Here is a 20,730-nt window from a genome sequence, read left to right as displayed (position 1 = left end):
GGTTAGCCATTGTGACAGACTATGTTGTAAGGAGACACACTATGTTGTCTGGAGACAAACTATGTTGTTTTCAACCAGGAGCGCCTTGTTGCAAGTCACTCATTCCACCGTCACCGACTTGGCCAGGTTGCGCGGCTGGTCGACATCGGTGCCCTTGAGCACGGCGACGTAGTAGGACAGCAGCTGCAGCGGGATGGTGTAGAGGATCGGCGAGAGGATGTCGTGGATGTGCGGCATCTGGATCACGTGGGTGCCTTCGCCATTGGTCATGCCGGACTGTTCGTCGGCAAACACGATCAGCTCGCCGCCACGGGCACGCACCTCTTGCAGGTTGGATTTGAGTTTCTCCAACAGCTCGTTGTTCGGCGCCACGGTGACCACCGGCATGTCGTTATCCACAAGGGCCAGCGGGCCGTGCTTGAGCTCACCGGCCGGGTAGGCTTCGGCGTGGATGTAGGAAATCTCCTTGAGCTTGAGCGAGCCTTCCATCGCCACCGGGTACTGGGCGCCACGGCCGAGGAACAGGGTGTGGTGCTTGTCGGCGAACAGTTCGGCGGTCTTTTCCACCACGCCGTCCATGGCCAGGGCTTCGCCCAGGCGGGTCGGCAGGCGGCGCAGTTCTTCCACCAGCTCCGCTTCGACGCCGGCCGCCAGTGTGCCACGCACCTGGCCCAGGGACAGGGTCAGCAGCAACAGGCCCACCAGCTGGGTGGTGAAGGCCTTGGTCGAGGCCACGCCGATCTCGCGCCCGGCCTGGGTCAGCAGGGTCAGGTCGGATTCACGCACCAGCGAGCTGATGCCGACGTTGCAGATCGCCAGGCTGGCGAGAAAGCCCAGTTCCTTGGCATTGCGCAAGGCCGCCAGGGTGTCGGCGGTTTCGCCGGACTGGGAAATGGTCACGAACAGGGTATCGGGCTGCACCACCACCTTGCGGTAGCGGAACTCGCTGGCCACTTCCACCTGGCACGGAATGCCGGCCAGTTCTTCCAGCCAGTAACGGGCCACCATGCCGGCGTGGTAGCTGGTGCCGCAGGCGACGATCTGCACATTGCGCACCTTGGCGAACAGCTCGGCGGCTTGCGGACCGAAGGCCTGGACCAGCACCTGATTGGCGCTCAGGCGGCCTTCCAGGGTGCGCTGTACCACGGATGGCTGTTCGTGAATTTCCTTGAGCATGAAGTGGCGGAACTCGCCCTTCTCCGCGGCTTCGGCGCCATCGCGGTACTGCACCGCTTCGCGCTCCACGGCCTGGCCGTCGATGTCCCAGATCTGCACGCTGTCGCGGCGGATTTCGGCGATGTCGCCTTCTTCCAGGTACATGAAGCGATCGGTGACCTGGCGCAGGGCCAGTTGGTCGGAGGCGAGGAAGTTTTCCCCCAGGCCCAGGCCGATCACCAGCGGGCTGCCGCTGCGGGCCGCGACCAGGCGATCCGGCTGGCTGGCGCTGATCACGGCCAGGCCGTAGGCGCCGTGCAGTTCCTTGACGGTGGCCTTGAGGGCTGTGGTGAGGTCGCCCAGGTCCTTGAGCTTGTGGTCCAGCAGGTGGGCAATGACTTCGGTGTCGGTGTCCGAGGTGAACGCGTACCCCAGGGCGCTGAGCTGCGCGCGCAGGGCTTCGTGGTTCTCGATGATGCCGTTGTGCACGATCGCCAGGTCGCCGGAGAAATGCGGGTGAGCATTACGCTCGCACGGCGCGCCATGGGTGGCCCAGCGGGTGTGGGCGATGCCCAAGCGGCCCACCAGCGGCTCGTCGGCCAGGGCCTGTTCCAGTTCGCTGACCTTGCCCGGGCGACGCATGCGCTCGAGCTTGCCGGCATTGGTATAGACCGCCACACCGGCGCTGTCGTAGCCGCGGTATTCGAGGCGCTTGAGGCCTTCCAGCAAAATGGCGGTGATATTGCGTTCAGCAACGGCGCCAACAATTCCACACATGGTTTCTCTCCTAGCTGACAGCCGCGCAAATCAGAGTTATGCCGCGGGCCTGAATCTGGTCGCGGACCTCGAAAGGCAGGCGATCATCGGTAATAAGGGTATGGATGCTGCTCCACGGCAGCTCCAGGTTGGGAATCTTGCGGCCGATCTTGTCGGATTCGACCATCACCACCACTTCGCGGGCCACTTCAGCCATGACCCGGCTCAACCCCAGCAACTCATTGAAGGTGGTGGTGCCACGGGCCAGGTCGATACCGTCGGCACCGATAAACAGCTGGTCGAAGTCGTATGAGCGTAGAACCTGTTCGGCCACCTGGCCCTGGAAGGACTCGGAATGCGGGTCCCAGGTGCCACCGGTCATCAGCAGCACCGGTTCGTGTTCCAGCTCGCTCAGGGCGTTGGCCACATTCAGCGAGTTGGTCATCACCACCAGGCCCGGCTGCAGCCCCAGTTCGGGGATCATCGCGGCCGTGGTGCTGCCGCTGTCGATGATGATGCGCGCATGTTCGCGGATGCGTTGCACCGCGGCACGAGCAATCGCCTGCTTGTAGAGAGACACCGGCTGGCCCAGGTCACTGACCAGTTCCTGGGGCATGGTAATGGCGCCGCCGTAACGGCGTAGCAGCAGGCCATTGCTCTCCAGAGCTGCCAGATCCTTTCGAATCGTAACTTCAGAGGTTTCGAAACGCTTGGCCAACTCGTCGACACTCACTTCGCCCCGTTCATTGAGCAAGGCGAGGATATTGTGGCGGCGTTGAGGTGTATTGCGTTTCGACATGATGGTCTTAAGTTTCGATTCGAAAGATAACAGGCGCAATAAAAACCCATGATCGAAACTTCGTCAAGCGGGGAAGGTGAAAAAATTCGCCGGCAGCCGGCTCCTGCCCATGGATGCAGGAGTCGGCTTGCCGGCGAAAGGGCTGTGGATAACCTCAGTCCTTCTTGATCTTCTCCGGCCGTTTCCAGCCGTCGATGTTCTTCTGTCGTGCCCGACCCACCGCCAGCTGGGCTGGCGCCACGTTCTGGGTGATGGTGGAACCGGCCGCGGTGGTGGCACCGGACAAGATATCCACAGGCGCTACCAGAGAGTTGTTGGAGCCGATGAACACGTCTTCGCCCAGCACCGTCTTGTGCTTGTTCACCCCGTCGTAGTTGCAGGTGATGGTGCCGGCGCCGATGTTTGTGCGCGCGCCGATCACTGCGTCGCCCAGGTAGGTCAGGTGGCCGGCCTTGGCACCCTGGCCCAGGTGAGCGTTCTTCAGTTCGACGAAGTTACCCACATGGGCACGGGCTTCCAGCACGGTGCCGGGACGCAGGCGGGCGAACGGGCCGGCATCGCTGCCCTCGCCCATTACCGCGCCATCGAGGTGGCTGTTGGCCTTGATCACCACGCCCTTGCGCAAGGTGCTGTCCTTGATCACGCAGTTGGGGCCGATTACCACGTCGTCCTCGATCACCACCCGGCCTTCGAGAATCACGTTGATGTCGATCAGCACATCGCGGCCAACCGTGACGTCGCCACGCACATCAAAACGTGCCGGGTCGCGCAGCGTCACGCCCTGGGCCATCAACCGGCGGCCGGCACGCAGCTGGTAGTGACGCTCCAGCTCGGCCAGTTGCTTGCGGTCGTTGGCGCCCTGCACTTCCATGGCGTCGTGGGGCTGTTCGGTGGCGACGACCAGGCCGTCACTGACCGCCATGGCGATCACGTCGGTGAGGTAGTACTCACCCTGGGCGTTGTTGTTGGACAGGCGGCCGGTCCAGTCGCCGAGACGCTTGCCGGGCACCGCGAGAATCCCGGTGTTGCCTTCGGTGATCGCGCGTTGGGCCTCGTCGGCGTCCTTCTGCTCGACGATGGCGGTGACCTTGCCACTGGCGTCACGGACGATGCGCCCGTAGCCAGTCGGGTCATCCAGCTCGACGGTGAGCAGGCCCAGTTGCTCCGGCCCCGCCTGCTTGAGCAGGCGCTGCAGGGTCTCGACTTCGATCAGCGGCACGTCGCCGTAGAGGATCAACACCGTGTCGGCCGTAATGAAAGGTACGGCCTGGGCCACGGCGTGGCCGGTGCCCAGTTGCTTGTCCTGCAACACGAAATTCAAGTCATCGGCCGCCAGGCGCTCGCGCACCGCATCCGCACCATGGCCGATCACCACGTGGATGCGCTGTGGATCGAGTTGCCGGGCGCTGTGGATAACATGCCCGAGCATGGAATTGCCGGCGACCGGGTGCAGCACCTTGGGCAGCGCCGAGCGCATGCGGGTGCCCTGGCCTGCTGCGAGGATAACGATTTCGAGAGACATGACTGGCTACCAATCCTGGGTGGTCGGCGACTGCGACCAAGAGGGGGTGAATGGCGGAAAATAAAAAGGGTAGCCGAGGCTACCCTTTTTAATCAATCACACATGAAGCCTGCGACTTAGCCGCCGAACTTCTTGCGGATCTGCTGGACGGTACGCAGCTGAGCTGCGGCCTCGGCCAGACGTGCAGCAGCAGAACCGTAATCGAAATCTGCGCCTTTTTCATTCAGGGCCTTCTCAGCAGCCTTGACGGCTTCCTGAGCGGAGGCTTCGTCCAGGTCGGCAGCGCGTTGCACGGTGTCGGCAAGAACCTTGACCATGTTCGGCTGAACCTCGAGGAAACCACCGGAGATGTAGAACACCTCGGCTTCCCCGCCCTGCTTGATCAAGCGGATCGGACCTGGCTTCAGGTTGGTGATCAGCGGTGCGTGACCCAGAGCGATACCAAGATCACCCAGTTCACCGTGCGCAACCACCATCTCCACCAGACCGGAGAAGATTTCCCCTTCCGCGCTGACGATATCGCAATGGACTGTCATAGCCATCTGCTTGCCTCAACCTAAATTAGCGCCCGTTGCCGGGCGCCGGGATTACAGTTTCTTGGCTTTCTCGATCGCTTCGTCGATGCCGCCGACCATGTAGAACGCTTGTTCTGGCAGGTGGTCGTAGTCACCGTTGAGGATGCCTTTGAAGCCAGCGATGGTGTCTTTCAGGGAAACGTATTTGCCTGGAGAACCAGTGAAGACTTCAGCCACGAAGAACGGCTGCGACAAGAAGCGCTGGATCTTACGAGCACGGGATACCAACTGCTTGTCGGCTTCCGACAGCTCGTCCATACCCAGGATCGCGATGATGTCCTTCAGCTCTTTGTAACGCTGCAGTACGTACTGAACGCCGCGAGCGGTCTCGTAGTGTTCGTTGCCGATCACGTTCGGGTCCAGCTGACGGGAAGTCGAGTCCAGTGGGTCTACCGCTGGGTAGATACCCAGGGAAGCGATGTCACGGGACAGAACGACGGTGGCGTCCAAGTGGGCGAAGGTGGTCGCTGGCGACGGGTCAGTCAAGTCGTCCGCAGGTACGTATACCGCTTGGATCGAGGTGATCGAGCCTTGCTTGGTCGAAGTGATACGTTCTTGCAGAACGCCCATCTCTTCAGCCAGGGTCGGCTGGTAGCCTACTGCGGAAGGCATACGGCCCAGCAGTGCGGATACTTCGGTACCGGCCAGGGTGTAACGGTAGATGTTGTCGACGAACAGCAGAACGTCGTTACCTTCGTCACGGAACTTCTCGGCCATGGTCAGGCCGGTCAGCGCTACGCGCAGACGGTTTCCTGGTGGCTCGTTCATCTGGCCGTAGACCAGAGCAACCTTGTCCAGAACGTTGGAATCCTTCATCTCGTGGTAGAAGTCGTTACCCTCACGAGTACGCTCACCCACACCGGCGAACACGGAATAACCGCTGTGCTCGATGGCGATGTTACGGATCAGTTCCATCATGTTTACGGTCTTGCCTACACCGGCACCACCGAACAGACCGACTTTACCGCCCTTGGCGAACGGGCAAACCAGGTCAATTACCTTGATCCCGGTTTCCAGCAGGTCGTTGCCGCCTGCCTGTTCTGCGAAGGAAGGCGCTGGACGGTGGATGCCCCAACGCTCTTCTTCACCGATAGGACCGGCTTCGTCGATTGGGTTGCCCAGTACGTCCATGATCCGGCCCAGGGTCGCTTTACCGACCGGTACGGAGATGGCTGCGCCAGTGTTGTTGACGTCCAGACCGCGCTTCAAGCCTTCGGTGGAGCCCATCGCAATGGTACGCACCACGCCGTCGCCCAGCTGCTGCTGAACTTCCAGAGTGGTTTCGGCGCCTTGAACCTTCAAGGCGTCGTAGATGCTCGGTACGCTGTCGCGTGGAAATTCCACGTCGATAACGGCGCCGATGATTTGAACGATACGTCCGCTACTCATAGCTGGATCCTCTGAATATTTGAACCGTTAAACCGCGGCAGCGCCGCCGACGATTTCCGAGATCTCTTGGGTGATCGCAGCCTGACGCGCCTTGTTGTAGATCAGCTGCAAATCGCTGATCAAATCACCGGCGTTGTCGGTAGCGTTCTTCATTGCGATCATCCGCGCGGCTTGTTCAGCTGCGTTGTTCTCGACCACCGCCTGGTACACCTGCGACTCCACGTAACGGACCATCAAGCCGTCCAGCAGCTCCTTGGCATCCGGTTCGTAGAGATAGTCCCAGTGGTGCTTGAGTTCTTGATCCGGGGTTGCCTCCAGTGGAATCAACTGCTCCACGGTCGGCTGCTGGGTCATGGTGTTGATGAACTTGTTGGATACCACGGACAGGCGGTCAATCCGGCCTTCCAGGTACGCATCCAGCATCACCTTGACGCTGCCGATCAGGTCATTGATCGACGGCTCTTCACCCAGATGGCTGATAGCTGCAACGACGTTACCGCCGAAGTTGCGGAAGAAGGCCGCACCCTTGCTACCGACCACACACAGATCGATCTCGACGCCTTGTTCGCGGTTTACCGCCATGTCCTTGACCAGGGCCTTGAACAGGTTGGTGTTCAAGCCACCACACAGACCACGGTCACTGCTCACCACAACGTAACCGACACGCTTGATAGCGCGGTCGATCATGAACGGGTGACGATATTCCGGGTTGGCGTTGGCCAGATGACCAATAACCTGGCGGATGCGCTCCGCATAAGGACGGCTAGCAGCCATGCGCATTTGTGCCTTGCGCATTTTGCTGACCGCCACTTTTTCCATGGCGCTGGTAATTTTTTGCGTGCTTTTGATGCTCGCAATCTTACTGCGAATCTCTTTTGCGCCTGCCATGTAACACCTATCAGGTTAGCAAGCGGGAGCCTTGCGGCTCCCGCTGCGGCTTACCAGGTTTGGGTGGCTTTGAACTTCTCGATACCGGCTTTCAGGCCAGCGTCGATTTCGTCATTGAAGTCACCCTTCACGTTGATCTTCGCCATCAGGTCGGCGTGATCGCGGTTGAAGTAAGCAATCATGGCCTGTTCGAAGCTACCAACTTTGGCAATCTCGACGTCCGTCAGGAAGCCACGTTCAGCGGCGTACAGGGACAAGGACATGTCGGCGATGGACATCGGCGCATATTGCTTCTGCTTCATCAGCTCGGTAACGCGCTGACCGTGCTCAAGTTGCTTACGGGTCGCTTCGTCCAGGTCAGAAGCGAACTGGGCGAATGCCGCCAGTTCACGGTACTGAGCCAGAGCGGTACGGATACCACCGGACAGCTTCTTGATGATCTTGGTCTGAGCGGCACCACCCACACGGGATACCGAAACACCGGCGTTCACTGCAGGGCGGATGCCCGAGTTGAACATGGCCGATTCCAGGAAGATCTGACCGTCGGTGATGGAAATCACGTTGGTCGGAACGAACGCGGAAACGTCGCCAGCCTGGGTTTCGATGATCGGCAGAGCGGTCAGGGAACCGGTCTTGCCAGTCACTGCGCCGTTGGTGAACTTCTCTACGTACTCTTCGGAAACGCGGGATGCGCGCTCCAGCAGACGGGAGTGGAGATAGAACACGTCACCTGGGTAGGCTTCACGGCCTGGTGGACGGCGCAGCAGCAGGGAAATCTGGCGGTAAGCCACTGCTTGCTTGGACAGATCGTCATAAACGATCAGCGCGTCTTCACCGCGGTCGCGGAAGTATTCGCCCATGGTGCAACCGGAGTACGGTGCCAGGAATTGCAGTGCAGCCGATTCCGAAGCACTGGCGGCCACGATGATGGTGTTAGCCAGAGCGCCGTTTTCTTCCAGCTTGCGAACCACGTTGGCGATGGTCGATTGCTTCTGACCGATCGCTACGTATACGCAGAAAATGCCGCTGTCTTTCTGGTTGATGATCGCGTCGATCGCCAGAGCGGTTTTACCGATCTGACGGTCACCGATGATCAGCTCACGCTGGCCACGGCCGACAGGGATCATGGCATCGACAGCCTTGTAGCCAGTCTGTACAGGCTGGTCTACCGACTTACGCCAGATCACGCCTGGAGCAACTTTCTCGACCGCGTCGGTCTCGGTGTTGTTCAGCGGACCTTTGCCGTCAACTGGGTTACCCAGTGCGTCGACTACGCGACCCAGCAGTTCCTTACCAACCGGAACTTCGAGGATGCGGCCGGTGCACTTGGCGCTCATGCCTTCAGCCAGAGAGGTGTACGCGCCCAGTACTACGGCACCTACAGAGTCTTGCTCAAGGTTGAGGGCCATACCGTAGACGCCGCCCGGAAACTCGATCATCTCGCCGTACATGACGTCGGCCAGACCGTGAATCCGCACGATGCCGTCAGATACGCTGACGACAGTGCCTTCGTTACGGGCTTGGGAGGTCACATCGAGTTTTTCGATGCGGCCCTTGATAATTTCACTTATTTCGGAAGGATTGAGTTGCTGCATTGCTCTGCTGCCCCTTCAAACTCAAGATTTCAATGCTTCGGCAAGGTTCGCGAGTTTGCCGCGAATCGAGCCATCGATAACCAGGTCGCCGGCGCGGATTACGACGCCACCAATCAGGCTGGCATCCTCCGCAGCGTGCAGTCGCACTTCCCGGCCGAGCCGTGCACTGAGAACCTTGGCGAGTTTGTCTTGCTGTTCTTGGTTCAATGCGAACGCACTGGTCACATCCACATCCACCGATTTCTCTTGCTCGGCCTTGTACAGGTCGAACAGAGCGGAGATCTCCGGCAACAGCAGGAGACGGTCGTTTTCGGCGGCAACGTGAATGAAATTCTGTGCCTGTGCATCAAACTTGTCGCCACACACTTCGATAAAAGTGCTGGCCTTTTCTGCGCTCGTCAGTCGCGGGGCCTTAAGCACGCGCTGCATGGTGTCATCTTGTGACACCGCTGCAGCCAGGCCGAGCATGGCTGACCAAGAGGCCAGCTGCTGGTGGGCCTGAGCGTGCTCGAAGGCCGCCTTAGCGTAAGGTCGGGCCAACGTGGTCAGTTCTGCCATGATCGCCCTCGCTTAAATTTCAGCAGCCAGTTTGTTAACCAGCTCTGCGTGCGCGTTTTGATCGATTGTGGCACCCAGGATCTTCTCTGCGCCGTTGACTGCCAGGCTACCCAGTTGGGCACGCAGCGCGTCTTTGACACCGTTCAGTTCCTGCTCGATCTCGGCCTGAGCCTGAGCCTTCACACGTTCAGCTTCGACACGAGCCTGTTCACGGGCTTCGTCGACGATCTGAGAACCGCGCTTCTTGGCTTGCTCAATGATTTCAGCTGCCTGAGCTTTAGCTTCGCGCAGTTGCTGACCCGCTTTATCTTGGGCCAGTTCCAGGTCACGAGCTGCTCGGCTGGCAGCGTCCAGTCCATCCGCGATCTTCTTTTGACGTTCGTGCAAAGCTGCAATGACCGGAGGCCAAATGAACTTCATGCAGAACAATACAAAAATTAAGAACGCAACGGACTGGCCAATCAGGGTTGCATTAATGTTCACGCCAACACCTCGCTCGTTCGTTGTCCGTCACACCAATCCACTCGAATACTCGAGTGATTAGCCAGCGAGTTGACCAACGAAGGGGTTTGCGAAGGTGAAGAACAGAGCGATACCAACACCGATCATGGTTACGGCGTCGAGCAGACCGGCAACGATGAACATTTTAACTTGCAGCATTGGAACCATTTCTGGCTGACGCGCAGCGCCTTCCAGGAACTTGCCGCCCAGCAGGCCGAAACCAATTGCGGTACCCAGTGCGCCCAGGCCGATCAACAGTGCAACAGCGATAGCGGTTAGACCAACTACAGTTTCCATCTTTCCTCCCGACTTTTACGTCGTATGGTTTAGGTTTTTTAGATTAAAGCGGTAAAACAAATCGTTTCATTGACCCGAGACGGGCCCCCTCTCGCCGCAACGAGAGGGACATCAGACTAGTCGAGACTGGTCTTAATGGTTCTCTTCGTGCGCCATCGACAGGTAGACGATGGTCAGCATCATGAAGATAAAGGCCTGCAGGGTGATGATCAGGATGTGGAACACCGCCCACGCCCATTGCAGAACCACACCCATGCCGCTGAGCCACAGCAGACCGCTGCCGAACATCACGGCGATCAGGATGAACACCAGTTCGCCGGCATACATGTTGCCGAACAGACGCAGTGCCAACGAGATTGGCTTGGCAATCAGGGTCACGAATTCCAGCAGGAAGTTCACCGGGATCAGCAGCGCCTGAACCAGGATGTTCTTGCTGCCGAACGGGTGCAGGGTCAGTTCGCCGATGAAACCGCCGATGCCCTTGACCTTGATGCTGTAGAAAATGATCAGCGCGAACACCGACAGGGCCATGCCCAGGGTGGCGTTCGGGTCAGTCGTGGATACGGCACGGAATGGAATGTGCGGATCGCCGGAGATCAACATGGCCAGTTGTGGAATCCAGTCCACCGGTACCAGGTCGATGGCGTTCATCAGGAACACCCAGACGAAAATGGTCAGTGCCAGCGGCGCGATCACCGGGCTGCGGCCGTGGAAGCTGTCCTTCACGCTGCCATCGACGAAGCCAACCATGACTTCAACGAAGTTCTGCAAAGCGCCCGGCACGCCGGAAGTCGCCTTCTTGGCCGCCATGCGGAACAGAAGAATGAAGATCACACCCAGTGCGACAGACCAGCCGAGGGTATCGACGTGGAATGCCCAGAAGCCCATTTCCTTGGCTTCTGCTGCGGAGTGGGCAAAGCCCCAGCTCCCATTGGGTAGCTGACCGAAGGTCAGGTTCTGCAAGTGGTGCTGGATATAGCCCGAAGCGGTTGTTTCTGCTGACATGGTTGCCTCAAACGCCCTAAGGTCTCGAAAGTCTTGTTCTCATTAGCAGGGGAGCGAACCAGCTGACCAATTGGGTCAACACGAAGACGCCGAATACAGCCAGCGGCGCCAATGGCTTCACACCTGCAAACGTCAGTGCAAACAGCACCGCCGTCAAAATCAGTTTGCCCGCCTCACCGGCATAAAAAGACCGGACGATGGCTTGGGCCGCTCGGGCGCCGGAAAACCGAAATGCCCTGTGAGCGAAATACACATTGGGTAGCAAGGCTATCAGTCCTCCGCAAAGGCCTGAGTATCCGGCTACGACTCCACGCCATTGCCAGAGCGCCAGAGCGGCTATCAGTAAAATGACCAACTGAGCCAATAACACCGGGAAAACCGCCAAGCGATGAAACGGCAGGCGGTTTGGCGTGCGGGTTTCCATCGCTCTTGCTCCTCAAGGGCCGGCTGCCAGAATTCAATAACTTGGCATAATTTGTGCCGACAAAATGCGCGCAGAGTATAGGGGCGGTTCAGCCCCTATTCAACTGCCGGGTAGTGATTTCCGACTGCGCGCTACATAAGGAAATGTTTCAGCGGATGTGAGCAAGGACGCCTTGCAACTCATCCAGGGAGTTGTAGCCGATAACCAGCTGTCCCTTGCCCTTCTTTCCGTGGCGGATCTGCACCGCAGAGCCTAGGCGCTCGGCCAGACGCTGCTCGAGACGGGCGATATCCGGGTCTGGCTTGACCGGTTCAGCAGGCTCCTGTTTGCCACTCAACCACTGGCGAACCAGGGCCTCGGTCTGGCGCACGGTGAGGCCTCGTGCGACAACGTGTCGCGCCCCTTCAACCTGTTGATTTTCCGGCAATCCGAGCAAGGCACGGGCATGGCCCATTTCCAGGTCGCCGTGGGACAGCATGGTCTTGATCACTTCCGGCAAGGCAATCAGGCGCAGCAGGTTGGCCACGCTGACACGGGACTTGCCCACCGCTTCGGCGACCTGTTGCTGAGTCAGCTGGAACTCCTGCTGCAGACGCTGCAGGGCCACGGCTTCCTCGATGGGATTGAGGTCTTCGCGCTGGATGTTCTCGATCAATGCCATGGCGATGGCGGTTTCATCCGGCACATCGCGGACCATCGCCGGGATGGTTTCCTGGCCGGCCTGCTGGCTGGCGCGCCAGCGACGTTCACCGGCGATGATCTCGAAACGACCACCACCGATAGGACGCACCACGATCGGCTGCATCACGCCCTGGGTCTTGATCGAATTCGCCAGCTCTTCCAACGCTTGCGGATCCATGTCCCGGCGCGGCTGGTACTTGCCGCGCTGGATCAGGTCCAGGGGCAGGTGTTGCAGTTCACGCTGGTCAGCCTGCACCGCTTGTTCTTCCAGTGCGCTGACAGTCGGACCACTCAACAGTGCATCCAGTCCACGTCCGAGACCTCGTTTCTTGACGGCCATGGGGATTCCTTAAGTTGGCTGGGCGGCTGCGACGCGCGATTGTTTACGTTGCCGGCGAACCATCTCGCCCGCCAGGGCCAGATAGGCCAGCGCGCCACGGGATTGTTTGTCGTACGCCAAAGCCGGCATGCCGTAGCTCGGCGCTTCGGCCAAGCGGATGTTGCGCGGAATGACGGTGTCATACAGCTGATCACCGAAGTGTTCCTTGAGCTGCGCGGAAACATCGTTCATCAGGCTCAGGCGCGGGTCGAACATGGTGCGCAACAGGCCTTCGATCTTCAGCTCCGGGTTGAGCAGTTCGGCGATGCGCTTGATGTTATCCACAAGGTCGCTCAACCCTTCCAGCGCGTAGTACTCGCACTGCATGGGGATAATCACCCCATCGGCGGCCACCAGGGCGTTGAGGGTGAGCATCGACAGCGACGGCGGGCAGTCGATCAGAATGTAGTCGTAGTTCTCGCGGATCGGCGCCAGGGCGCTGCGCAGACGGCTTTCCTTCATCTGCATTTCCAGCAGCACCACTTCCGCCGCGGTCAGGTCGCGGTTGGCCGGCAGCAGCTGGTAACCGCCGTGTTCAGAGAAATGCATGGCCTGGGCCAGGTCGCATTCGCCGATCAGCAGGTCATAGACCGAGTTTTCCAAACTATGTTTATCCACACCGCTACCCATGGTGGCGTTGCCCTGTGGATCAAGATCGATCAACAGCACCCGGCGCTTGGTCGCTACCAGGGATGCTGCGAGGTTGATGCAGGTGGTGGTCTTGCCCACGCCACCTTTCTGGTTCGCTATCGCGAATACCTTAGCCATTCTTGCTTGTGTTCCCAATCATGCCGTGCGGCGCAGTATCAGCAGATGGCGTTGGCCTTGGCAACCGGGTACGGCCAAGGCGTGTTCGCTATCGAGGTGGAAGTCTGCCGGCAATGCTAACAGCTCATCCGAGGGATGGACGCCCTTCATTGCCAGCCAGCGTGTATCGCGGTCGCCCAGGTGGCGGGTCCAGTTGGTGAAGTTCTCCATGCTGCTGAACGCCCGGGAAATGATCCCGTTGAAAGGCTGCTCAGGGGTGAAGGCTTCGACCCGGCTGTGGATAACTTGCAGGTTGTCCAGCTTGAGTTCGAGTTTGACCTGGGTCAGGAAGCGGGTTTTCTTGCCGTTGCTGTCCAGGCAGGTGACTTGCGACTCGGGAAACAGGATCGCCAGGGGGATGCCGGGCATCCCGCCGCCGCTACCGACGTCCAGCCAACGGCCGTTTTCGATGAACGACATCACACTCAGGCTGTCGAGCAGATGGCGGGAAACCATTTCGTCGGGATCGCGCACCGCGGTCAGGTTGTAGGCCTTGTTCCACTTGATCAGCAAGGCCAGGTAACCCAGTAGCAATTCATGCTGAACCGGGGTCAGCTCGACACCGAGCTGGCGCGCACCTGTGGATAACTCATCCGCGTGTTGTGGGGTGACCATAGAACTCAAGCGCTTTGCTCCAACTGACGGCCCGCGCCGCGTTTTTTCAGGTGAATCATCAACAGGGAAATCGCTGCCGGGGTGACCCCGGGAATACGCGAGGCTTGGCCCAGGGTTTCCGGGCGAGTCGCGCCGAGCTTGCTCTGGATTTCCTTCGACAGCCCGGAAATGCCGCTGTAATCGATATCCACAGGCAGCTTGGTGTCTTCGCTGGCGCGCAAACGGGCAATTTCATCCTGCTGACGATCGATGTAGCCGGCGTATTTGGTCTTGATCTCGACCTGTTCCGCTACCTGTGGATCTTCTGCCCCCTGCCCGGTCACTTCGACCAGACCAGCGTAGTCGATTTCCGGGCGGCTCAGCAGGTTCAGCAAGTTGTACTCATGGGTCAGCGGCGTGCCGAATTTTTGCGCAATGGCATCGCCCTGCTCGGTACCCGGCCGAACCCAGGTGGACTTCAAGCGCTGCTCTTCCTGGGCAATACCTTCGCGTTTCTTGCAGAAAGCGGCCCAGCGCACGTCATCCACCAGCCCCAGCTCGCGTCCTTTTTCGGTCAAGCGCAGGTCGGCGTTGTCTTCGCGCAGGATCAAGCGGTATTCCGCCCGGGAAGTGAACATCCGGTACGGTTCCTGGGTGCCCAGGGTAATCAGGTCATCGACCAGTACGCCGATGTAGGCCTCGTCGCGACGCGGGCACCAGCTGTCTTTGCCCTGGGCGCGCAGTGCGGCGTTGGCCCCGGCCAGCAAACCTTGGGCGCCAGCCTCTTCGTAACCGGTGGTGCCATTGATCTGGCCAGCGAAGAACAGACCGCCGATGACCTTGGTTTCCAAGCTGTACTTCAAATCCCGCGGATCGAAGTAGTCATACTCGATGGCATAACCCGGGCGCACGATATGAGCGTTTTCCATACCGCGAATCGATTGCACGATCTGCAACTGCACATCGAACGGCAAGGATGTGGATATCCCGTTCGGGTACAGCTCATGGGTGGTCAGGCCTTCGGGCTCGATGAAGACCTGATGGCTTTCCTTGTCGGCAAAGCGATGGATCTTGTCTTCGATCGAGGGGCAGTAACGCGGTCCGATGCCTTCGATCACCCCGGAATACATCGGCGAACGGTCAAGGTTCGACGCGATGATTTCGTGGGTACGCGCGTTGGTGTGTGTAATCCAGCAACTGACCTGCTGCGGATGCTGTTCTTTCGAGCCCAGGAACGACATCACCGGAATAGGCGTATCGCCCGGCTGTTCGGTCATCACCGAGAAATCCACAGAACGGCCATCGATACGCGGTGGCGTACCGGTTTTCAGGCGGCCGACACGCAAAGGCAGTTCCCGCAGACGTTGCGCCAGGGCAATCGAGGGCGGATCACCGGCACGGCCACCGGAGTAGTTCTGCATACCGATGTGGATAAGTCCGCCGAGGAAGGTTCCGGTGGTCAGCACCACGGACTCCGCGAAGAAACGCAGGCCCATCTGCGTTACCACACCGCGTACCTGATCCTGTTCAACGATCAGGTCATCAGCCGCCTGTTGAAATATCCACAGGTTGGGCTGGTTTTCGAGAATCTCGCGAACCGCTGCCTTATACAGAATGCGGTCGGCCTGAGCGCGGGTAGCGCGCACGGCTGGGCCTTTACGGCTGTTCAACACGCGAAACTGAATGCCGCCTTTATCTGTAGCCATGGCCATCGCGCCGCCCAGGGCATCGATTTCCTTGACCAGATGGCTTTTGCCAATGCCGCCAATCGCGGGATTGCAGCTCATGGCACCGAGGGTTTCCACGTTATGCGTCAGCAACAGGGTTTTTGCCCCCATGCGTGCTGATGCAAGTGCTGCCTCGGTACCGGCATGACCGCCGCCGATGACGATCACTTCAAAACGGGAAGGGAAATCCACCACGCACCTCGTGCCTGCTTCAAGTAGGAGTAATTAGGAGTAGTTGTCGGGTTGGTTTTTGGACCAAGGCGGCAAGTATAGGGACTTCGACCTTTCTAAAGAACCCTTTGCACAAAATTTAACCAGCTGTGGATGACTGACGGACAATAGAAATTAAAAGAGAGAGATTTATTAAAACCTTGTTTTTATGTTTATTCTTATACAGCACCCTATCTGTGGATAGATTGCTATAGGCCTTTATATTCAATGTGTACAGAGATTTTAAAGTCTGTGGTTAGGTGGCAATGAGGCCCTTGGATAACCGGTTTAAGCCTGTGGATGAATGGGGTGGTTATCCACAGGGGTGGTTTTCCTCAGTTTTGAAGCCCGGTTATCAACTGAGCTGAAGGGCAGTTATTCACAGGGCTTAATCCACAGAAATCCACCTTTTTCCAGGCTGGCGCCCACGCAGATTCCTTTCGCGGGGTCCGACTCCGGCAAAACCTCATGTAAAAAAATGCCCCAAACGAAAACAGGCAGGCCTTTACGGGCCTGCCTGTAGATAACCAGCGAGGATCTGGCCGATGTTCAGGAAGTCATTCGGGCCAACCGACCCTGAACCCACCAGCTCATGCCCAGCAGTAGCACCGCCAGGACCACCCAGTACTTTTTCAATAACGCGAGAGCACTCTCGGGCTGGTTGTCCTGTTGATAGTGAAAGGCCTTGGCCAGTGCCTGAGCGTTGAGCCGCCCAACCTCATCACCGGCCATTGTTGCCGTCAGATTCAAGGCGAATGGGCTACCTACGGCGTTGTCGCCATTGAGTGCCGGCAGGGACTTTCTTGCTTCAACCACGGCCTGGCCGATCCAGGGCGATGACTTCAGCGGCGCAAAACCCTGGCCAGTGGTGTTGCTGGCCTGCACCTGCTCAGCCTGATGGGCCGTTCCCCGTGGCTCATGGGTATCAACCGAGACAAACCACTGTTGGCCATGATCCTTGGGAAACACCAGGCCCAGAACTTCTGAGCCCTTCGTGTTGGAGTCGAAGGATTGGAGAATCCGAAAGGCTTCTGATGGCCCGACAAACACATGGTCCTGGGCCAGTTCCAAGGTCGCCTTGCCCAACAGTCGGATGCTGGCAGGGCCAGGAATGGCAGAACGGCTGGCTTGTTCGAAGGCATTGCTGCGCTCCGTCATCACAACATGCTCAAGTGGTGCTTGAGCCAGGGCGCCTTGCCAGGCAAGGACGAGACTGAAAGCAGCGAAACAACGACTGAAGCGCATAAACACCTTCCATGAGCTGGGTCATACACCGGCCGGCGTCAGCTTTCACCCGGCTTGACCGAGGGCTGAGCGCAGGGCCGCCAAATAGCCGCGACCGACAATGTTGATCTGCAACTTCGAGGGTGAATATCGGATCAATCTGATTCTGGTTGTCCACAGACGTTCGCAGGAAACACGCTCGTCTGTGGATAAACGGCTTTCAGGCCGGTTCTCTTGGCCACAACGGTGGAAACAATGGATGTTCCAACCTCGCCCCGCTCGGCAGGTGCTCGGCCAGGCCGGGAAACTCCGGCGAGGTTCGCCAGGGGCGTGGTGCGTGGCGCATATCGTCCCCCAGAAAGCGCAGGGAAAAAGCTCGGCGGCGCCGATTGCCACTGACGCCTCCGGCGGCATGCAAGGTCAGCATGTGGAAAAACACCGCGTCGCCGGGCTGCAGGTCCCAACCCAGAATGTTCCACGCCGATCGATCGGCCTCGATGTCCGGAAGATCCGCCAGGCTGCCCTCCGGGAACCACTTGGCCTGGTTGTCGAGGAAGGTCCTGGGCATCAGCCAGGGCCCTTTGTGCGAACCGCCAACGAACTCCAGGGTCGATTCCCTGGCTACCGGGTCCACCGGCATCCACATGCTGCAGTTCTGCTGGCCCTCGACGTTGTAGTACGGCTGATCCTGATGCCAGGGAGTGCGCTGTCGGGTGTTGGGTTCCTTGACCAGCAGATGATCGTGATAAAGCCTGACCTGTTCACTGCCCATCAACTGGGCGGCCACATGGCCAACCCGGCTCTCGAAGATGAACTGCCGATAGGCCGGGTTCTCCTGCCAGTTGCAGAAATCCTCGAAAAACCAGCCCGGATCATCGGGACGGCTGGCCACCTTGGCCCGCTCGCTGGGAAGTGCCAGGTTGTGTTCGATGCCCTGCTCCAGCAAAGCCACTTCGGCGGTGTTGAACAATTGACGAATGCAGATCGCTCCGTCGCGCTGGAACGCTTCGACAGTGGAGAGCGGCAACTCGAATCTGTGCATGGGTTACTCCTTTTCTTGGGCGTCGATTCCTTGTATCGCCATGTGATGGTCGATCGTGCCCGGTTTGATCCATATCCAGTAAGCCAACGACAGCAAGGCCAGCCAGCCCAATCCCACATACAACGCCAGCCGGGTATCGGGAAAGACACCCAGCACCACGAATACAAACAGCATGAAAACCACCGCGCACATCTGCCCGAGGTTGCCCAGGGGCACAGGAAAATGCAGCGCTTCGATTTCGCTCCGGCTCATGCGGCGGCGCATGGCCATTTGCGACAGCAGGATCATCAACCAGACCCAGACCACCGAAAAGGTCACCAATGAAGCAAAGATCAGGAACAGTTCCTGCGGGATCCAGTAGTTCAGCAGTACTCCCAGCAATAACGCCACGGACATCACCAGCACGGTCATCCAGGGCACGCCGAAGCGTGACGTACTGGCGAACACCGCCGGCGCCTGACCCATGGCCGCCATGCCGTACATCATGCGTCCGGCACTGAAGATATCGCTGTTGATGGCCGAGACCACGGCGGAAATCACCACGATGTTCAACACCGTGGCCGCCGAATCTATTCCCAGGCTGCTGAAGATCTGCACGAACGGGCTGCCATGGCTGCCGATGCTCGACCAGGGAGCCAGCGTCAACAGGATCAGCAAGGTGAGCACGTAGAAGATCAGGATCCGTAATGGCACCGAGTTGATGGCCTTGGGAATCATGCGTTGTGGGTCCTTGGCCTCGCCGGCAGTGATGCCTATGACTTCGATTCCGCCGAAAGCGAACATGACAATGGTGAAGGAGGCGATCATGCCCTCGACGCCATTCGGGAAAAAACCACCGTATTCCCAGAGATTGCCCAGCCCCCCACGGCTTTGTTCGTCTCCGAGCTGGATGCCGAAGAACAGCAGGGTAAAGCCGCCGACGATCATGGCCACGATGGCACCGACCTTGAGCAGCGACAGCCAGAACTCCAGCTCGCCGAACACCCGGACGCTGCACAGGTTCAAGGCGCCGATCCCCAGGACGATGCTCAGTACCCAGATCCACCTGGGGGTTTCGGGAAACCACAGGCCCATGTAGACGCCAAAGGCAGTGACGTCCGCCAGGCACACCATGAGCATCGAAAAGGCGTAGCTCCAGCCGGTCAGAAAACCCGGGAAACGCCCCAGGTAGGTGCTGGCGTATTGTCCGAAGGAGCCGGAAACCGGTGTCCTCACCGCCATTTCCCCCAGGGCGCGCATGGTCAGGTAGATGGCTGCACCGCCAATCAGGTACGCCAGCAGGACCGAAGGGCCGGCCCGTTGGATCGCCGCCGCCGAACCGTAGAACAGGCCCGTGCCAATGGCAGAACCCAACGCAATGAAGCGGATATGCCGGGTACTCAAGCCACGGTGCAATGCAGAATTCGCGTTAGCCATTTCTATTCCTTGAATGCCGGACTGTTTCCTCAGGTGTACAAACCTGTCCATCCACCGGGATGCAAATCAGGTACCACGTGGGAAACTCACTAAAAAACGGCAAAACAGACCGATTCCTCAGGAAAACCAAGGAAAAATGGCCCATCTTCGAAAGTGGGCTGTTACTCAAGACCGCAGGTTTATCAGCGGCGGCCGGGGAGGGGGGTAAAGGTAACGTCGCTCTCCCCTGTGGCCGGTAAAAATCGCAAAATCTGCAAATCTGCCGTCGCTACAGTGGAGTGCCAAGGAGGCCTTATGAAACCTGCAACCCGAATCCATTACGGCCAGCGCATGGAGCCGGTGCTGCGTTGGCTGGCAAGCCATCCACACAGCGATCCGGACCTGTACCACCTGGCGGACCTGGCCTGCATGTCGGCTTATCACTTTCACCGCATTTACCGCGCGATGATGGGAGAAACGCTGAACGCCACGGTGCAACGGATGCGCATGCATCTGGCTGCCGCGGCGCTGGCAGGTACGGAAGAGGACCTGGCCGAGGTGGCCTTGCGTGCCGGGTACGAATCGGGAGCGGCCTTCAACCGGGCATTCTCTGGCGTGTTCGGGTTGCCACCTGGGCGTTATCGCGCAACCCGTTCCCGTCCTTTCGACACCAAGGAGTCAAAAAATATGTACCCCATTACTGTTGAACATTTCCCTGGCGTTGTCCTGGCTGCCTTGCCTCATCAGGGTTCCTATCAGGAAATCGGTCCGGTGTTCACCCGTGTTTTCATGCTGGCCGCCAGCCAGGGGCTCATGCACCCGGCCGCCTGCGGGTTCGGTGTTTACTTCAACGACCCCGAGCAGGTTCCGACCGAGCAGTTGCGTTCCCTGGCCGGGGTCTCGGTCGCGCCTGATGCGGATCTGGGGGAAAAGCTGGAAAGGTTCGAAATCCCTCAAGGGCGCTACGCAATACTGAATTACGTTGGCCCCTACAACGAGATGGGCAAAGCCTATGCCTGGATGTTCTCCGAGTGGCTGCCCGAGAGTGGCCTGACGCCGGGGAATTTTCCGATGTTCGAACAGTATGTAAACGATCCGCGCACCACACCGCCCGCACAGCTGCAGACACGAATCTACCTGTCAGTGGAGTAAACCCGACCGCTACCGGCAGGGCTGTGGATAACCTCTGCCGGAGCCCATCGGGGGC

Annotated in this window: 20 protein-coding genes; 1 reads left to right on the top strand and 19 read right to left on the bottom strand. The window is 59.1% G+C overall.

Annotated elements, in window-relative coordinates:
- Positions 1 to 99: 99 nt before the first annotated feature.
- The 19 genes from glmS to LXM55_RS12350 form a co-directional block, all read right to left on the bottom strand.
- Positions 100 to 1,932, bottom strand: a complete 1,833-nt coding sequence (gene glmS / locus LXM55_RS12440; protein WP_233320640.1) for a glutamine--fructose-6-phosphate transaminase (isomerizing) — start codon at positions 1,930 to 1,932, stop codon at positions 100 to 102.
- 10 nt (positions 1,933 to 1,942) lie between these two features.
- Positions 1,943 to 2,713: a DeoR/GlpR family DNA-binding transcription regulator gene (locus LXM55_RS12435; RefSeq protein ID WP_233321030.1), complete on the bottom strand. Its 771-nt coding sequence runs from the start codon at positions 2,711 to 2,713 to the stop codon at positions 1,943 to 1,945.
- Positions 2,714 to 2,864: 151 nt separating this feature from the next.
- The gene (gene glmU / locus LXM55_RS12430; protein ID WP_233320639.1) at positions 2,865 to 4,232 is read right to left on the bottom strand and encodes a bifunctional UDP-N-acetylglucosamine diphosphorylase/glucosamine-1-phosphate N-acetyltransferase GlmU; all 1,368 of its coding nucleotides are present in this window, start codon (positions 4,230 to 4,232) and stop codon (positions 2,865 to 2,867) included.
- 116 nt (positions 4,233 to 4,348) lie between these two features.
- On the bottom strand, positions 4,349 to 4,774 hold the full coding sequence (locus LXM55_RS12425) for a F0F1 ATP synthase subunit epsilon (protein WP_011064380.1): 426 nt from the start codon (positions 4,772 to 4,774) through the stop codon (positions 4,349 to 4,351).
- 45 nt (positions 4,775 to 4,819) lie between these two features.
- Positions 4,820 to 6,196: a F0F1 ATP synthase subunit beta gene (gene atpD / locus LXM55_RS12420; RefSeq protein ID WP_232643597.1), complete on the bottom strand. Its 1,377-nt coding sequence runs from the start codon at positions 6,194 to 6,196 to the stop codon at positions 4,820 to 4,822.
- A gap of 27 nt (positions 6,197 to 6,223) precedes the next feature.
- Positions 6,224 to 7,084: a F0F1 ATP synthase subunit gamma gene (gene atpG / locus LXM55_RS12415; protein WP_011064382.1), complete on the bottom strand. Its 861-nt coding sequence runs from the start codon at positions 7,082 to 7,084 to the stop codon at positions 6,224 to 6,226.
- Between the two features lie 50 nt (positions 7,085 to 7,134).
- Positions 7,135 to 8,679: a F0F1 ATP synthase subunit alpha gene (gene atpA / locus LXM55_RS12410; protein WP_011064383.1), complete on the bottom strand. Its 1,545-nt coding sequence runs from the start codon at positions 8,677 to 8,679 to the stop codon at positions 7,135 to 7,137.
- A gap of 21 nt (positions 8,680 to 8,700) precedes the next feature.
- Positions 8,701 to 9,237, bottom strand: coding sequence for a F0F1 ATP synthase subunit delta (locus LXM55_RS12405; RefSeq protein ID WP_011064384.1), 537 nt, complete (start codon positions 9,235 to 9,237; stop codon positions 8,701 to 8,703).
- A 12-nt stretch (positions 9,238 to 9,249) separates the two neighbouring features.
- Entirely contained in the window at positions 9,250 to 9,720 is a 471-nt protein-coding gene (locus LXM55_RS12400; protein ID WP_011064385.1) for a F0F1 ATP synthase subunit B, read from the bottom strand.
- Positions 9,721 to 9,777: 57 nt separating this feature from the next.
- Complete coding sequence (gene atpE / locus LXM55_RS12395) at positions 9,778 to 10,035, bottom strand: F0F1 ATP synthase subunit C (RefSeq protein WP_002555987.1); 258 nt, start codon at positions 10,033 to 10,035, stop codon at positions 9,778 to 9,780.
- A gap of 132 nt (positions 10,036 to 10,167) precedes the next feature.
- Positions 10,168 to 11,040: a F0F1 ATP synthase subunit A gene (gene atpB, locus LXM55_RS12390; RefSeq protein ID WP_025132141.1), complete on the bottom strand. Its 873-nt coding sequence runs from the start codon at positions 11,038 to 11,040 to the stop codon at positions 10,168 to 10,170.
- A gap of 16 nt (positions 11,041 to 11,056) precedes the next feature.
- Entirely contained in the window at positions 11,057 to 11,464 is a 408-nt protein-coding gene (locus LXM55_RS12385) for a F0F1 ATP synthase subunit I (protein WP_016964883.1), read from the bottom strand.
- A 148-nt stretch (positions 11,465 to 11,612) separates the two neighbouring features.
- Positions 11,613 to 12,485, bottom strand: a complete 873-nt coding sequence (locus tag LXM55_RS12380; protein WP_025132139.1) for a ParB/RepB/Spo0J family partition protein — start codon at positions 12,483 to 12,485, stop codon at positions 11,613 to 11,615.
- A gap of 9 nt (positions 12,486 to 12,494) precedes the next feature.
- On the bottom strand, positions 12,495 to 13,292 hold the full coding sequence (locus LXM55_RS12375) for a ParA family protein (RefSeq protein ID WP_233320638.1): 798 nt from the start codon (positions 13,290 to 13,292) through the stop codon (positions 12,495 to 12,497).
- 18 nt (positions 13,293 to 13,310) lie between these two features.
- Positions 13,311 to 13,946: a 16S rRNA (guanine(527)-N(7))-methyltransferase RsmG gene (rsmG, locus tag LXM55_RS12370; protein ID WP_233321029.1), complete on the bottom strand. Its 636-nt coding sequence runs from the start codon at positions 13,944 to 13,946 to the stop codon at positions 13,311 to 13,313.
- A 5-nt stretch (positions 13,947 to 13,951) separates the two neighbouring features.
- Positions 13,952 to 15,844, bottom strand: coding sequence for a tRNA uridine-5-carboxymethylaminomethyl(34) synthesis enzyme MnmG (gene mnmG, locus LXM55_RS12365; protein WP_233320637.1), 1,893 nt, complete (start codon positions 15,842 to 15,844; stop codon positions 13,952 to 13,954).
- Positions 15,845 to 16,411: 567 nt separating this feature from the next.
- Positions 16,412 to 17,107, bottom strand: a complete 696-nt coding sequence (locus LXM55_RS12360) for a DUF2167 domain-containing protein (RefSeq protein WP_233320636.1) — start codon at positions 17,105 to 17,107, stop codon at positions 16,412 to 16,414.
- 199 nt (positions 17,108 to 17,306) lie between these two features.
- Entirely contained in the window at positions 17,307 to 18,128 is an 822-nt protein-coding gene (locus LXM55_RS12355; RefSeq protein WP_233320635.1) for a phytanoyl-CoA dioxygenase family protein, read from the bottom strand.
- A 3-nt stretch (positions 18,129 to 18,131) separates the two neighbouring features.
- Positions 18,132 to 19,544: an amino acid permease gene (locus LXM55_RS12350; RefSeq protein WP_233320634.1), complete on the bottom strand. Its 1,413-nt coding sequence runs from the start codon at positions 19,542 to 19,544 to the stop codon at positions 18,132 to 18,134.
- Between the two features lie 294 nt (positions 19,545 to 19,838).
- Here LXM55_RS12350 and LXM55_RS12345 point away from each other — a divergent pair, with 294 nt between their 5' ends.
- Positions 19,839 to 20,675, top strand: a complete 837-nt coding sequence (locus LXM55_RS12345; protein ID WP_233320633.1) for an AraC family transcriptional regulator — start codon at positions 19,839 to 19,841, stop codon at positions 20,673 to 20,675.
- The last annotated feature ends 55 nt before the right edge of the window (positions 20,676 to 20,730 follow it).

The organism is Pseudomonas sp. Au-Pse12, from assembly GCF_021341665.1.
Classification (GTDB): domain Bacteria; phylum Pseudomonadota; class Gammaproteobacteria; order Pseudomonadales; family Pseudomonadaceae; genus Aquipseudomonas.
This window is presented reverse-complemented; position numbering and strand designations above follow the sequence as displayed.

Coding starts and splice junctions, on each gene's coding strand:
- LXM55_RS12355 (WP_233320635.1), bottom strand. CDS start 18,128: ATGCACAGATTCGAGTTGCCGCTCTCCACTGTCGAAGCGTTCCAGCGC.
- LXM55_RS12405 (WP_011064384.1), bottom strand. CDS start 9,237: ATGGCAGAACTGACCACGTTGGCCCGACCTTACGCTAAGGCGGCCTTC.
- LXM55_RS12385 (WP_016964883.1), bottom strand. CDS start 11,464: ATGGAAACCCGCACGCCAAACCGCCTGCCGTTTCATCGCTTGGCGGTT.
- glmU (WP_233320639.1), bottom strand. CDS start 4,232: ATGTCTCTCGAAATCGTTATCCTCGCAGCAGGCCAGGGCACCCGCATG.
- atpB (WP_025132141.1), bottom strand. CDS start 11,040: ATGTCAGCAGAAACAACCGCTTCGGGCTATATCCAGCACCACTTGCAG.
- LXM55_RS12360 (WP_233320636.1), bottom strand. CDS start 17,107: ATGCGCTTCAGTCGTTGTTTCGCTGCTTTCAGTCTCGTCCTTGCCTGG.
- atpD (WP_232643597.1), bottom strand. CDS start 6,196: ATGAGTAGCGGACGTATCGTTCAAATCATCGGCGCCGTTATCGACGTG.
- LXM55_RS12425 (WP_011064380.1), bottom strand. CDS start 4,774: ATGGCTATGACAGTCCATTGCGATATCGTCAGCGCGGAAGGGGAAATC.
- LXM55_RS12380 (WP_025132139.1), bottom strand. CDS start 12,485: ATGGCCGTCAAGAAACGAGGTCTCGGACGTGGACTGGATGCACTGTTG.
- glmS (WP_233320640.1), bottom strand. CDS start 1,932: ATGTGTGGAATTGTTGGCGCCGTTGCTGAACGCAATATCACCGCCATT.
- LXM55_RS12375 (WP_233320638.1), bottom strand. CDS start 13,292: ATGGCTAAGGTATTCGCGATAGCGAACCAGAAAGGTGGCGTGGGCAAG.
- rsmG (WP_233321029.1), bottom strand. CDS start 13,946: ATGGTCACCCCACAACACGCGGATGAGTTATCCACAGGTGCGCGCCAG.
- atpE (WP_002555987.1), bottom strand. CDS start 10,035: ATGGAAACTGTAGTTGGTCTAACCGCTATCGCTGTTGCACTGTTGATC.
- LXM55_RS12345 (WP_233320633.1), top strand. CDS start 19,839: ATGAAACCTGCAACCCGAATCCATTACGGCCAGCGCATGGAGCCGGTG.
- atpG (WP_011064382.1), bottom strand. CDS start 7,084: ATGGCAGGCGCAAAAGAGATTCGCAGTAAGATTGCGAGCATCAAAAGC.
- atpA (WP_011064383.1), bottom strand. CDS start 8,679: ATGCAGCAACTCAATCCTTCCGAAATAAGTGAAATTATCAAGGGCCGC.
- LXM55_RS12350 (WP_233320634.1), bottom strand. CDS start 19,544: ATGGCTAACGCGAATTCTGCATTGCACCGTGGCTTGAGTACCCGGCAT.